At 45.3% G+C, this 13,939-nt stretch carries 10 protein-coding genes; 2 read left to right on the top strand and 8 right to left on the bottom strand.

All coding sequences use genetic code 11. The features are described from left to right. Positions 1–319: 319 nt before the first annotated feature. The 7 genes from QUB51_RS28775 to QUB51_RS28745 all read right to left on the bottom strand — a co-directional run bounded on the left by QUB51_RS28775 (position 320) and on the right by QUB51_RS28745 (position 8,457). Positions 320–1,528 carry a DegT/DnrJ/EryC1/StrS family aminotransferase gene (locus QUB51_RS28775; RefSeq protein WP_333261896.1) on the bottom strand — a complete coding sequence of 403 codons (1,209 nt, stop codon included), beginning with the start codon at positions 1,526–1,528 and terminating at the stop codon, positions 320–322. Positions 1,529–2,102: 574 nt separating this feature from the next. Continuing rightward, the gene (locus QUB51_RS28770) at positions 2,103–2,678 is read right to left on the bottom strand and encodes an alpha/beta hydrolase (protein ID WP_333057718.1); all 576 of its coding nucleotides are present in this window, start codon (positions 2,676–2,678) and stop codon (positions 2,103–2,105) included. Between the two features lie 598 nt (positions 2,679–3,276). After that, entirely contained in the window at positions 3,277–3,585 is a 309-nt protein-coding gene (locus tag QUB51_RS28765; protein WP_333057719.1) for a DUF3493 domain-containing protein, read from the bottom strand. A 168-nt stretch (positions 3,586–3,753) separates the two neighbouring features. Beyond that, positions 3,754–4,986, bottom strand: a complete 1,233-nt coding sequence (locus QUB51_RS28760; RefSeq protein WP_333057721.1) for a DUF445 family protein — start codon at positions 4,984–4,986, stop codon at positions 3,754–3,756. 118 nt (positions 4,987–5,104) lie between these two features. Continuing rightward, positions 5,105–5,818 carry a bifunctional demethylmenaquinone methyltransferase/2-methoxy-6-polyprenyl-1,4-benzoquinol methylase UbiE gene (gene ubiE, locus QUB51_RS28755; protein ID WP_333057723.1) on the bottom strand — a complete coding sequence of 238 codons (714 nt, stop codon included), beginning with the start codon at positions 5,816–5,818 and terminating at the stop codon, positions 5,105–5,107. A gap of 392 nt (positions 5,819–6,210) precedes the next feature. Continuing rightward, positions 6,211–7,155 carry a response regulator gene (locus tag QUB51_RS28750; RefSeq protein ID WP_333057724.1) on the bottom strand — a complete coding sequence of 315 codons (945 nt, stop codon included), beginning with the start codon at positions 7,153–7,155 and terminating at the stop codon, positions 6,211–6,213. Positions 7,156–7,242: 87 nt separating this feature from the next. Continuing rightward, on the bottom strand, positions 7,243–8,457 hold the full coding sequence (locus tag QUB51_RS28745) for a transposase (RefSeq protein WP_333057725.1): 1,215 nt from the start codon (positions 8,455–8,457) through the stop codon (positions 7,243–7,245). A 227-nt stretch (positions 8,458–8,684) separates the two neighbouring features. Between QUB51_RS28745 and QUB51_RS28740 the strand changes: the two genes are divergently transcribed. Next, entirely contained in the window at positions 8,685–9,779 is a 1,095-nt protein-coding gene (locus tag QUB51_RS28740) for a RuBisCO accumulation factor 1 (protein ID WP_333057726.1), read from the top strand. Between the two features lie 143 nt (positions 9,780–9,922). On the opposite strand, the gene QUB51_RS28735 is transcribed toward QUB51_RS28740, so the two are convergent. Further along, a complete protein-coding gene (locus tag QUB51_RS28735) occupies positions 9,923–10,930 on the bottom strand; it encodes a DUF4349 domain-containing protein (RefSeq protein WP_333057727.1) in 1,008 nt (335 codons plus the stop codon). Positions 10,931–11,096: 166 nt separating this feature from the next. Here QUB51_RS28735 and QUB51_RS28730 point away from each other — a divergent pair, with 166 nt between their 5' ends. Continuing rightward, on the top strand, positions 11,097–13,553 hold the full coding sequence (locus QUB51_RS28730; RefSeq protein WP_333261893.1) for an ATP-dependent helicase: 2,457 nt from the start codon (positions 11,097–11,099) through the stop codon (positions 13,551–13,553). Positions 13,554–13,939 lie beyond the last annotated feature (386 nt).

Genomic DNA, 13,939 nt, shown 5'->3' with positions numbered 1-13,939 from the left:
ACGGGCGGGACGCCCATCCCACAATAACAATTAAAATTGTAAGTTATTTAATTCGCGATCCTAAGCTCGATCCCCCCTTGTAGGGGCGGGCACTCTTAGCACCGCCCCTACAAGGGGGGGACAAGAAATTACTCTTGCGTCCCCCAACAATCAGGGGGATGCTGCAAGGGATCTCGCCCGGAATAAATAGTTTTAACCCAAGGGTATTGAATAATTACCTTGTAAAGGGCGTTGTCGAGAAAAAATATCGAAAAAAACATCCTAGCTGCTTTTCTTAAAAAACAGCTAGGATGTTTTAATGACAAGCTATTTCAGGACTTTAGCCTGCTGTTGCCAAAGCTCGATTCTTAGTTTGACCGATCGCCAAACATTTTTTAACAGCAGCAATTACATCTTCCACATCTGCATCTGTTAATTTTGCCGAAATCGGCAAGCTAATTGTATGCAGTCCGATGTAGCTAGCATTGGGATAGTCTTCCGGCTGCCATCCAAACATTTCTTGATAGATAGGATGTTCTGGCATACTCATGTAATGTACGCCGACACCGATATTTTCAGCATTCATAGCGTTGAGAAACTCGTCGCGGCTGATTCCTGTTTTGGCTTCATCTACCAGAATGGTGTACAGGTGATAAGCATGAATGGTATCCGGTTCGGGCTTCGCTGGCAAAGTAATCGGCAAATCCGCAAATGCTTCGTTGTAGCGCTGCCAAATCTGCTCCCGCCGCTGCCAATAAGGAGCAACTCGTTTCATTTGATGAATGCCGATCGCAGCTTGCAGATCCATCATATTGTATTTAAAACCGACCTCCACCACTTGGTAGTGCTTGTAACCCGAGTCTCCGAAGCGCTTCCAAGCATCTTTGCTCATACCGTGCAGCGCTAAAATTTTGAGCCTGTCGGCGTATTCTTGACTGCTGACGATAATCATTCCTCCTTCGCCTGTCGTAATGTTTTTGGTGACATAAAAGCTGAAGCATCCGAAGTCGCCAAATGTGCCTGCTTTCCGCCCCTTGTACTCTGTTTCGATCGCGTGAGCACAATCTTCAATTAACTTCAAGTTGTGACGGCTAGCAATCTCGCAAAGCGCATCCATATCGCAGGGACGACCTGCGAAGTGAACTGGCAAAATTGCTTTAGTTTTTGAAGTTATTTTAGCTTCGACTTGAGCCGGGTCAATATTCATTGTCACCGGATCTACATCCGCCAGTACCGGCGTTGCCCCTGCGTGGATGATCGCATTAACTGTAGCGCAAAAAGTCATCGGAGTAGTAATAACTTCATCCCCCGGTTCTAACGAAGCAGCGAGGATGCTCAAGTGCAGTGCCGCCGTACAGGAATTGACTGAAATCGCGTACTGGGAACCCTTGTAAGCTTTGAAGTCATTTTCAAAACTCATAACTTTAGGGCCTGTACCCAGCCAACCTGTTTTCATGGTTGACACCACTTCTTGAATTTCGGCATCTTCGATCGCCGGGGCGCCGAAAACCAAAAAACGGTCTTTTGAACGAATAGGAGCGTTGTTCATGTTGCTAGTCTTACCCAGTAAGTAAAGTTGATCGAATGGAAGTGTTAATGAAGGCGGTATCAGCGTTTCTTATTTATTTTTCTAGCTCCATCTTGTTTGCTAATACCTTGTGTAATGGCATCTTTTGTATAACAAGCTTAGTAATGACCAGCCGTTTTTCCGCAAGCGCCTGAGTATGACAGAATTTATCTATTTTAAGATATAGAATCTGCAATGTCCAGTCGATCGTATTTCAGTTTATGAGCGATACACAAGCTCTCGCCTGCATTTTGTGTTTTAAATACTTTATTCAATAAAAACACGGGTACTTCTCGCTTAACTTTTCGTAAACTGTCGAACATCTATCCCGATCTAGATTAGACAGCGAAGTTATCTAATTTTTGATTTTTGATTTTAGAATTAAGAATGACTGATTCCCGTCTGGTTTGGAGCTTGCCTGGAGTTAGATTTTTTTGTAGTGGTGTAAAAAGTAGGCAAATTTTGCACAAAAAAAATGTAACTTTCCTGTTATTGATGCAGGTTCAGCAACATTCTGCGATCGATCAAAGCAATCAACCGTCCTCGACCAAATCCACTACAATCTAGGCAGACGAATCTTGTTCAAAACGTCTTGCAGCCGTTCTGACACGCCGCCCAATTGTTCTGACAAAGCTACAAGTTTGCCGTAAGCTTCAACTAAACGATCGCCCTCAACATAAACTTCTGGAGTAGGATAATTTTTCATCGCTTCCAGCAGTGTAATCTCGTTATCATTAGTTGCAGACAGCACCAAGGCAGATCTCAAAGCTTCTCGATTTGCATTCCCAGAAGGAGTGCGAATTACCTCACCCACTTCATCGAGGATTATTTCCCCAACCTTGCTGTTAAGCGTCCGATCCAAAAAGCTTTGACTGACTTTCACCGGTCTCGTCAGACTGTTGCGAACGGATTCCGGGTCTTTTTTTGCTTTTCCCAGCAGCATTTCTAAGCCGGGCGACATTTTTCCAGTTTCTACAAAAATTTCTAATTCGCTGACTGGTAAAGTCATTCGGATCGCACTGTATTTGAGCACTACCTTTTCGGCAGCCACAGCAGCATTACTGTAAAATACAATTCCCGCGCCTGCTGCTAAAAATAACGTCCACCGCTTTTTGAAAAATGCTCGACCCATACTCAAATCTCCCAACATCTTTTTCTACTTCGACTTTGACACATCTTATTAGTTACTGTACAGGCTCAGGTATTCGGGAAATGCCACATTATTCGATCGCCCCAACACTTATACCATTTTAGATTTTAGATTTTAGATTTTAGATTTTAGAACTGCGAATGACTGATCGTCGTGGTTTCGAGTATGGGCCTAGAGTTGCATGATTTTTGGGAACTGGTATTACCGATACCGGATGCTAGGCAAAAAACTCTGTTCAGGACGCTGCTACGGGCCTCTGTGTGGGGGATGCAAACCCTACTGATTCTCTCGCTCTATCTCTCGATCCTAGCAAAATGCCTAACGCCAGCTCTTCTATCAGTGAAGGCTGGCGCTGGGCTTAAATTTATTTTATATATTTAGGGTCTTTATGAAAGCTGACCCCAATTGAACGAGTTACAAGCGGTTTATGATTAGGGCCTTTAAATTTGCTGACCCCAATTGAACCCACATTCTTATAATTACAGGGATCGCTGGAAAACCACGATTTCATAATAATTTCTTTATATTTATAACTTTTTCTTGCCTAAGATAAATTTTTGTCTCGATTTGTACATTTTTGTTACTTGGACTTCGGGGAGCGGCCCTCGGCCCGCTGCTCCCAGCGAAACAGGAACACCATCAGGGCCACCACTCCGACTTGGAGGGCAAAATTGGGCAAAGCAGAGCCAATTTCGCGGCCAGAGGCAATTTTAGCGAGGAAAACCAAGCCGCCGATAAAGCCCGAAGCGCCACAAGCTACATAGACAAACTGTCGCAGAGGCCGGTAGGGAGTGGCCATTTCTGCGGTTAAACGCTCGTATTGTTGGCGGCTGAGGTTGCGCGGGTTTTTTGGGATGTTTGTGCGATCGTCCGAATTTGGAGCTGGCATAGATTTAGAAAATAAGTAAATTAGGATTGGGCCACAAAAACCCGGTTTCTACCAGAAATCCTCTGGCTGAGGTCGCCAATACGGTCGCAAAACCAGGTTTTTGGTCATGTGGGCGCAAGTCAAGCGAATATTAGACTACAACAAATATCTCACAACTGCCGAAACAAATCACCGCTGAAGCAAAAGCACAACTGTTTGCAAACAGCCAATAAAAACACCCAAAATGCCTCCTAAATTTACAATTCCCTGCAACTCGCTTTTGACAATTCCCTGAATTGCTAACTCCAACTCTTCAGGAGAAGTACCTTTGACTCGATCGACAATCACCTGGTCAATATTCAAAATTGGGATAGCCTGAGCTACAATATTTTCTAAATCCCGCTCTAGATAGCGCTCTAAAACCAAAGCCAGTTCTTTGCTGACAATTCCCAGGGAAGCGCTCATCACCGCTGAAGTTTGCAAGCGATTGAGAATCAACCGCGAAATATTTTCCCAGTCAATAGATTTACTCAACCCCTCAAGTACATCTGTACCCCGCTGCTGAACATAGCTGCGAACACTGTCGCGCATAGTTTTTCGCAACTGTCTCACAGTCGAAACCGGTAAATTTTGCATCGACAAATTTTGCAGCCATTCCTGAATTCGCCCGCGAATTCCCAAAGAAATAGTTAACTCTGCTAAGCGCTGATTTGTCGCTTCTCTGTCATCCAGACAAAAAGTCCGCAGCCGAGTTAAAGTGTTCCGCAAACCAAACAAATTTGCTACTACCCAATAAGTGCCGCTGGTTTTTTCTCGAAACCCTTCATCGATGATCGAAATATTGCGATCCGTCAAAAAGTCAATTAAAGCCTGCCGCAGCACTTCCGGTGGTATTACTACCTGCAACAACCACTCAGCAAGCTGAGCAGCCTGAGCTTCCGTTAGCTGAATCTCCAGCAAAACTTGGTCAAAAATTTGATTAAGCTGAGCTTCTAAAAAATCTTCCCGGCGCGCCAAAACTTTGAGAATTCGCGGCACAGATTCCCCCAGCAAATCTCGCAGAATGTTAGCGAGAATTTTAGCCGTTTTTTGCTCTGCGTCTGCTTTTACCTGATCGAGCGCCAACTGTAACAACCAGAGAATCACCGACTGCATCCGCTCGGTTTGCAGGAGGCGGCGCGCCAAGTTTTGCAGTTCCTGTGGCGTCAGCAGCGAACCCATAATTGTGTCGGAAATTCGCTTTGCTAAACGCTCTTGGTTGCGGGGGATCAAGCCTGGAGTGAAAGGCAACTTCCGCCCTTTGATGTAAATAGCTCGATAGGGACGGAACAGCATTTTGATAGCTATATCGTTAGTGAAATAGCCAATAATTCCTCCCACTACAGGTGGGGCCAACAACAGCCAAATGTCAGACGGATTCATAAGATTTTAGATTTTAGATTTTAGATTTTAGATTTACTCCACAGATGAATCTGGGGGGTTGAACCTTGGTCTAAAATTTTGATCTGGGGTATTCGATCGACCGAAACTGCAACCACTTTTAATTTTCAATTGCTTTGACTAATACCAATACTCCCATCATAGCTCCAGCAATGGGGTAGTGGGTGGCGGCGGCAAATCCGGCTTTGTTGGCGATCGCGACTTGTTGCTGGCCGATCGGGAATTTTTCTAAACTAGGATTAATGTAGGCATATTCTTGAGTCATGCCAAATTGCTGAGCAATGGGCACTACAAGAGTGTCTAGATAAAACTGCTGAAAGCTCCGCATTAGGGAATTGCTGGGGCGGTGGAGGTCGAGAATAGCTGCTTTGGCACCGGGTTTGAGCACGCGGTGCAATTCCTGAAGACTGCGGGGGATGTCAGTCACGTTACGCAGCCCGTAACCCATTGTGGCGCAGTCGAAGTAATTGTCAGCAAAAGGCAAGTCTAGGGCGTCAGCTTCTACCCAGGAAATGGGACTAGCAGGGGTGAGAAAAGGTCGATCTCGCCTAGCAGCCACGGCCAATTGTTCGGCGGAAAAATCTACTCCAAATACGCAACCAGTCGGCCCTGCTTGTTTGGCCAGCAACAAAGCTAGATCCCCGCTACCGCAGCACAAGTCTAAACAAGTATTTCCGGGGCCCGCACTGCTCCATTTCACCGCCATTTGCTTCCAAATCCGGTGTTGCCCAAAGCTCAACCAGTCGTTCAATTGGTTGTAAACAGGTGCAATTCGATTAAATATAGTTTTAATTTTTTCTGCGTTATTAGTCATTAGTTATTAGTTGTTAGTCATTGGTCATTAGTCATTAGCCATTAATCATTGGTCATTGGTGATTTATCAGCAGGAAAAAATAATTAATTCGTGCATTCATGTCATGCTGTCGCCAGTCATTAATGCTTTTTTATTTGTTAGCTATCCGCGAGATTTTGTCTTGAATCCTTCGTTGGCTCTTATTTTAAACTCAAGACAGAGAGCCGACTAATAACTAATGACTGACAACTAATGACTGACGATCCCGCCCAAAAACAGGTACAAGCTCCCGACAATCGTCGTGGAAATTCAAAAATTTTAGACTTTTGTTCAAGCTCCAAGATTCACTGCGCTGCAAGTAAATCTAAAATCTAAAATCTAAAATCTAAAATCTAAAATCGATTGACTGATGACTAATGACCCTGAAAACTCGTCAATACCAAAGCAACTTCTTGAGCGGCGAGGTGAACGGTTGTGAGTTCGTCGGGGCGCAGGGAACAAGGTTGTTTCCACTGCATGGAAATTAGGGCGATCGATCGACCTTTGTGACTAACCGGGATGCTCAGGTGAGCTTGAATGCCGGATTTCTGATAGTGCGGCAGACTCGCTAGGTTGGTGTCGAGTCCAATATTCACAACACCCTGAATAGTTTGAGAGGTAATTGCTTCTCGAACCAGAGGGTCATCCGCCAGCCAATTTTCCACAGTTGAACCCGTGGTGTGACAGCCTTGGACTGGGATTAAAACATTTCCTTCCACCAGTTGCAAAATGCAAAAGTCCGCCAAAAAATTATCACTTATAGCAGTAGCAATTGGATCTAAACTTGCTTCCAAACTCGGATAATCCACAGCCGTTTGCATGATTGTTGCTAACAGTTGTATTTGATTTTGAGCGCGATCCAATTCCTCAGTCCGCTGCTTGAGAATTTCATAAGTCTCGGCTGCCTTTTGCACCACCATTTTCAGTTCGTTCGGGTCCCAAGGCTTGGTGATATACTTATAAACCTGTCCTGAGTTAATCGCATCCACCAAGTCTTCAATGTCCGTAAAACCAGTCAAGATAATTCTGACCGTATTCGGAAACTGGGGCACGGTTTTGCTCAAAAACTCCGTTCCCTTCATTTCGGGCATCCGCTGGTCGGAAATGATTACGGCGACCTCGCCTTCGATGCCGAGGACTTCCAAGGCGCGAATTCCGCTCTCAGCTTTGAGAACGTTAAAATCTCGTCGGAAAGTGCGGTAGAGTAAATCCAGATTGTCTGGTTCGTCGTCTACTACCAGCATTTTGGGCTTTTTCGGTCTGTGTAGGGTCATGAGCTGGCGTTTAATTTGATCTAGCTCTGAAATGGCATTATCCATAACAATACGATAAACTCCCCTTTGTACATTTAGGCGAGCAACTATTCTTTGACACTCCCCACGCATAGAATGCGGGGGATTCTTCTCTCAAAGGCTCGACTCTAGACCGATATTACTATCGATCCCCGATAGAACGCCTCCAGAAGCAGTTTTACTCACGGGCTGCCCGACCGCAAGAATACCTCTGTCTCTAATTACTTGTGCTGCTGCTGTATCGCGATGAGTGGTGTACCCGCACGAATGACAACTATGGATTCTGACATCCAAGGTTTTCTTACCAGTATGGGTTCCACATTGGGGGCAAATTTGACTCGTATAGTTTTTATCAACACGAGCAAAATACACCCCGCGCTTCCAACACACATGAGACAGAATCGAGAAGAATTGACCATAGGCTGCATCGAGACTATGTTTACCGAACATCCCCTTTGCCCAAGCCTTAAAATTGATATCCTCAATGAATATCATTCCTGCTTGGTCACATAACCTATGAGCTAATTTATAGTGCCAATCCTTTCTGGTATCACTGATTTTTTGATGAATTCTAGCAATCTTTTTCTGGAGAGCAAGCCAATTCTTAGACCCTTTTCTTTGATGCTTTAATCTTCGCTGCAGTGATTTCAACTCGCGGTGAAGTGCCTGAAAAAATCTCGGTCTGTTGACTAATTCTCCATCTGAAGTTGCGAGGTATTTGTCAAGCCCAATATCTACCCCTAATGGATGTCCTGACGGTGGGCGAGCGGGCAGGTTGACTGCTAACTGGTAGGTCAGCATGACAAAATATCCTGATGCCCTTTTAACTACTCTAATTTGCTTGAGTATAAAACCCTCTGGTGTGGGTCTAGACATTTTCATCCTTACCCACCCAATCTTAGGCAGATTAACCTTTCCATTCTCCACTGCTGCATCCTTAACAGCCGGGAAAACAAACGATCGCATCCGTTTTTTGAAGCGAGGAAACCCATGCCCTCTATCCCACATTGCCACAAATGCCGACTCTAAAACCTTTAAAGTTTGCTGCAATACTTGCGAATGAGGGGTCTTTAATTCGGGACAATGCTTCTTAGCTTCTGCCAAACCTTTGCACTGACTAGCATAGGTTGGTCTAGGAGTATCCGGTGAGATAATATACTCACCAACTATCGAACAAGCATTAACAGAAGACTTACGAGAATTCACCCAATCTTTCCGTTCTCGCAAGGCATAGTTATAAACCTGACGACAAACAGACAACCAAATCTCAAATATTTGAACTTGAGATTTGGTTGGACGTAGTTTGTACTCGTGAGTTACTGTTAGCATGATATAATCATATCATGCTTTTAGAAATCAACCAGGATTTTTCTAAGACTGTAGGTAGCCGCCTCCGCTGCCGAGTTCATCCCCACGCCTGAAGTCGGGGGCTTTCCTCTCGTTTTCCGGTAACAATAGTCTCATAACTCACTTACTATTAATCTATCGCTCTGCCGCGACACGAGCCTTGCCGGTATCCAATTACACATAACTTAGCCTGAGTTTTTGATTCAATTATGACTGATACACCGCAAGATTCCTCCCCTCCTGCATCTGCATCCTCCACAAATGCTGTGGATGCTGAAAAGTTAATTCGATCGCTCCGCCGCAAAGAAGGCACTTGGGTAGAGTGGGGACAGGCCTGCACAGCACTGCTAAAAGCTGGCTACAACTCTCAAAGGATTTTTGAAGAAACTGGTTTTGAGCCAATTCAGCAAAATCAAGTAAGCGTCGCAGCCCAAGTTTACACCAGCATGGTCAATGCTGGGGCTTCAGAGGAAGTTCGATCGCACTTTTTGGGCAAAGGTAGCGATATCTTATACGAGTTTCGGATTCTCTCTCAAGTAGAGCGTGCCGGGGCGGCTGCTTTGATGCTAACCCACAACTTGGATGTTGACGATGCTCGCCAAGTTGCTAAAGCGATCAAGGAGTTTTCGCACTTCGGGAGTCTCCCCCAAGGGTTCACAGACACTCCCGGCGATGCTATGGCTTACCAATGCTGGCAATTGGCGAGACAGAAAAGCGATTTGCAAGAGCGATCGCGCTTAATTGCTCGCGGTTTAAAATTAGCTAGCAGCCAAACCGCTAGGGCGCAAATCGAGCAGTTGCTCGTCGATTTTACCGTAGTTGCGAGACGGGAAGCGCCCCGCTTGCCCGTCTACCGGCTGGATACCGAAGAACAATTGCCGCGCGTTGTCCCGGTTGTCGGCAAATTGCCGCTTTCTACGACAGATTTGCTGGCAGTGCCTTTGCCGGAGGAAATCGAGCCGTTCCGAATGGTAAAATTTTCTGGAGCAGGAGCTTGGGTGGCGATTCCCGGATGGCAGGTAATTTTGAACGCTGAAGATCCGGTGGCGGTTTTGGGAATGAGCGATAAATTGCCGGTACCGCTGCAAGGCAAAGTTGAAGAAGTTTTGATTATTGCCGATCGAGCTCAAAGACAGTGGGATGCTGACAGTTATTTCCTCGCAGATAACGCTGGCAATTTAGAATTGTACTGGTTTGAACAATCCCCGGATATTCCTATTTTGGGGCGAGTTGTTCTGGTGATGCGTCCCAAAAAGATTGTGGATGAAGACTATACCAAAGATGGATGGCAAATTGATGATTAGTGAGTTGACTGTTGACTGTTGATGGTTGTCAGTTGACGGTTGTCAGTTGTCGTTGGTTTTAAGAACGGTTTCTTCGGCTGTTCCCCAATACATAAATTTTATGTGGGTGGAATGACTAATGACTAATGACTAATGACTACTGACTACTGAGGCGGTTTCGGTTCTTGAATTTGCGGAACAGAATGCTGTTTCTTAAATCGATTAAAGCCGTAAACCGCAGCCCCAATTAACAGCAAATAAGGACTGTAAGCCAACAGCCAAATACCCAAAGCAAACAAACCGAGCGTCAATTCACCCACAGAATGAGTCGCTTTCCCCCAAGTTTCCTGCGCCCGCAAACCTAGAGAAGGTTCCTGAGTTTGTTGAGCCGATACTGCTGCTTCTAGAGTTAAGCTAATAGTTGAATAGGCTACTTGATTTCGCAAACTTTTTAACTGAGCGTCAATGCGTTCGATCGACTCCCGAATGTTGCTCAACTCTTGAGAAGCTTTGAGTACATCGCCGACAGAACCCGATCGCTCCATAATTTTTAACACCATTTCCTCGGATTTGCGGAGATTCCGCAGTCTAGCCTCGCTGTCAACTAATTGAGTGGTAACATCCTCAGCCGTCAGAGAACGGTTCTCTACAGTTCCGAGTTTTGCCAAAGCATTTAAAGTAGTTTCTAAACGTTCTTGAGGCACCCGAATCTCCACAGACGCGGTTTGGCGGACACTCGAATCCGGCGGCTTCTGATTTTGGAAACCCAAGATATCGCCTTGCTGTTTTTCGACAATATTAGTAACAGATTTAGTGCTGGCGTCAATAGATTTGACAACTACACTGAGTTGGGCTTTTTTAATCAGTTGGGGACGGGTTGCGGTCGTTTCTGCTGCTTTTTTTGATGCACCAGAAGTTTGTGACCTTTGGGCTGCTGGATCGGGTGCTGGTGCCGATTGTGGAGCCGATTCGGCCACTTGGTTTTCACGGATGCTGGATGAACCTGCGCCGCCTGGAGCGCTGCTGGACGTTTGAGCTCCTCCGCAGCTAGGCAAAGCAATTGTGGAAGATAAAGTTAAGAATACCGCAACAGCAAAACGAGTTGTGCTGTTGTTGGCTGGGTTTGGGTTTGGCTTGTGGGGCGGGGAATTGATTTTGAGGTGAGTTTTCATTTGGGTGACTCCTCTAAAAAAGGCTTGGGTATTGAATTTTATGCTGGTTTTAATTTAAGCTCGAATAGATAGCGTTAGTTTAGCCGATACCGAAATGGAAACGGTAGAGGTTGCAGATTTTTTTATTTTTAACCGCAGATGAACGCAGATAAACGCGGATGTAATAATGACTGATGAATTTGATTCTGATTTTATGCGATCGACAACCAATATCGATCGCCCTGGCAACATTTCCTCTGGGTTAGACTCTGCGGCAGTTTTGCGAGAACAAGCTTGCCTTAAAATTCGCGAAAGCTTGCGTGCGGGGCAGCAAGACATGGCGGATTGGCAAGGCGGTCCCCTTGCTGTTTCGGCGGTTCCGGGGGCCGGGAAGTCTACGGGAATGGCTGCTGCGTCGGCAATTGCGATCGCCCGCAACGGGCTTCACAGCCGCCGCCAGTTAATTGTCGTCACATTTACGCGATCGGCTGCTGCTAATATTAAAGCTAAAATTCGGGAAAGATTGACAGAATTGTCTTTATCTCAAGGCGGTTTTGCTGTGCACACTTTGCACGGTTTAGCTTTGAATATTGCGATGCGCCATCCTGATTTGTCGGGTTTAAATTTAGAAAATTCAACCTTAGTTACTCCCACTCAAAGTCACCGATTAATTCGCACCTGTGTAGAACTTTGGATTGCGGAAAATCCCCGCAGATATCAAGTTTTGTTGGAAGGACAGCAATTCGACGGAGAGGAAACGGAGAGGCTGCGGCGACAATCGGTTTTGCGGACGGAAATTTTGCCGCAGGTAGCTAAAACTGTGATTCACGAGGCAAAATCTTCTGGTTTGTTTCCCGAACAGTTGTTAGAAATGAGCGCTCTTGATACTGGGGATGGTTATGAAATTTTAGCAGTAGCTGGGGGTTTATATCAAAAATATCAGGCTTTGTTGAGGAGTCGGGAATTCATCGATTATGACGAGATGATTTTAGCAGCTTTGCGGGTGTTGGAAAATCCGAAGGCGAGGGCGATCGAGCAAAAGCAAGTATTTGCCGTTTTTGAGGACGAAGCCCAAGATTCTACACCTTTGCAAACTCGGCTTTTGAAAACATTGGCGAGCGATCCAGAGCCTGCTAAATCACCTCCCAATTTTATCAGAGTTGGCGACCCAAATCAAGCGATTAATTCTACTTTCACTCCCGCCGATCCGATTTATTTTAACCAATTTTGTGATGAGTGCGAAGTAGAGAATAAGTTAGCGACAATGGACGGTGCCGGTCGCAGCACCCAAGTAATTATCGAGGCCGCTAACTTTATGTTGCAATGGGTAAATGGTTCGGAATTAGCGAAAAATGAAAAGCCTTTTCGCGACCAAACTATTAAGCCAGTACCCAGCGATGACCCGCAGCAAAATGCAAATCCGGCTCCGATTGGTCGAGGCTTAGAATTGCATACTCCCCGCGATATTTACCATACAGTTGAGTTAATTGGCAAGCGGGTAATTGAGTTAGTTGAGGAATTTTTACCAGCCGATTTTGAATTTACAAAAACTGAAAAAGCTATCGATTCAGGCGAAGAAGCTACCGATGGAGAAAATAGTGCAAAATTGCCGTTAGAAAATCTGAAATCGATGGCTATTTTGGTGCGGGAAAACAAACAAGGTAAGTTTATCAAAGAAGTGCTGGAAAATCCTCAAAAACACGGATTAAGCTTTGATTTGCGGAAATACGGGATTAAAATTGAGGATGTGGGAGAACGCGACAGACATTCTCAAGTACCTTGGGAAATCTTAACACTGCTGCAATTTCTCGATCGCCCGCACTCTCCAGACTACCTGAAAGCAGCCTTAAAGATTTTGAGCGATCGACAACTCATCCCCAAACAAGACTACAATGCTTTTGCTACCAGCCCCGAACAATTCCTTTACCCAGGCCCCCTAGACCCCCAGCAGTCAGATCCCGTTCGCAAATGCCGCTATTTTTGCTGCGGTTTGCTGCAAGCTAGCTTAGAACTGCCGCCCTACCAAATCATTTCCTTCTTAGCCTTAGCGCTGCAATACGACCAAACAGAATTAGCCACCGCCGACAAATTAGCAGAACGAGTAGCAATCCAAACAGCCGGCAACAATTCAATGCGGAATATTTTGGGCGTACTTAGCGAAATTGTCAGTTCCGAAAGATTTGAACCTGTGGATGCAGACGACAAAATAGAAGAACGTTATACCAGCAAAGGTCAACTAACAATTATTACCATGCACAAAGCTAAAGGATTGGATTGGGATTGCGTATTTTTGCCGTTTCTGCACGAACAAACCATCCCCGGAAATTTGCGGGTTTTGCCGCAAACCCGATTTTTAGGAGATTTCACTTTAGCAGAGGTAGCGAGAGCACAAATTCGAGCAAGTTTGCACGGAAAATATCCTTTACCAAATCTAGGCGAAGCGTGGGAACAAGCAGGTTATTTGAAAACAGCAGAAGAGTTTCGACTGCTGTATGTGGCGATGACGCGAGCAAAAAGTTTGTTGTGGATGGCGGCGGAGAAAAAAGGGCCTTTTACGTGGAACAAACCAGAGAATTTACAGGAGCAAAAACCTTGTCCGGTAATGCCTGTCTTGAAGCAGAGATTTCCGAGTAATGCTATATAAAAGAAGTAAGAATTATATCATGTCCGGTCGATTACGCCAAATCATACCAATTTTAAAAAAGAATGCAACAGTATTCTTGTTCCCCCCGCAATGCAGCGGGGGGGCTAGGGGGGGTCGAAGAGTGTTGCACGATTTTAGAGAAATGGTATCAGGTAGGGGCGGGTTCACCAACAATATCTGCCAATAATTAACAATCTCAAAAACCCGCCCTGCCCGGATATTATGGTCAATCTATCGGACATGATATTAAGGATCGCCAATTAAATAACTTACAATTTTAATTGTTATTGTGGGATGGGCGTCCCGCCCGTACAAAAAGGACGGGCTCTTAGGCCCATCCCACTTTCAAGAGTGGAAGTTATTTAATTCTCATTCCTAAGCTGTTC

The organism is Microcoleus sp. AT8-A3, from assembly GCF_036705675.1.
Taxonomy (GTDB): domain Bacteria; phylum Cyanobacteriota; class Cyanobacteriia; order Cyanobacteriales; family Microcoleaceae; genus Microcoleus.
This window is presented reverse-complemented; position numbering and strand designations above follow the sequence as displayed.

Coding starts and splice junctions, on each gene's coding strand:
- QUB51_RS28745 (WP_333057725.1), bottom strand. CDS start 8,457: ATGCTAACAGTAACTCACGAGTACAAACTACGTCCAACCAAATCTCAA.
- ubiE (WP_333057723.1), bottom strand. CDS start 5,818: ATGACTAATAACGCAGAAAAAATTAAAACTATATTTAATCGAATTGCA.
- QUB51_RS28770 (WP_333057718.1), bottom strand. CDS start 2,678: ATGGGTCGAGCATTTTTCAAAAAGCGGTGGACGTTATTTTTAGCAGCA.
- QUB51_RS28730 (WP_333261893.1), top strand. CDS start 11,097: ATGACTGATGAATTTGATTCTGATTTTATGCGATCGACAACCAATATC.
- QUB51_RS28765 (WP_333057719.1), bottom strand. CDS start 3,585: ATGCCAGCTCCAAATTCGGACGATCGCACAAACATCCCAAAAAACCCG.
- QUB51_RS28750 (WP_333057724.1), bottom strand. CDS start 7,155: ATGGATAATGCCATTTCAGAGCTAGATCAAATTAAACGCCAGCTCATG.
- QUB51_RS28775 (WP_333261896.1), bottom strand. CDS start 1,528: ATGAACAACGCTCCTATTCGTTCAAAAGACCGTTTTTTGGTTTTCGGC.
- QUB51_RS28760 (WP_333057721.1), bottom strand. CDS start 4,986: ATGAATCCGTCTGACATTTGGCTGTTGTTGGCCCCACCTGTAGTGGGA.
- QUB51_RS28740 (WP_333057726.1), top strand. CDS start 8,685: ATGACTGATACACCGCAAGATTCCTCCCCTCCTGCATCTGCATCCTCC.
- QUB51_RS28735 (WP_333057727.1), bottom strand. CDS start 10,930: ATGAAAACTCACCTCAAAATCAATTCCCCGCCCCACAAGCCAAACCCA.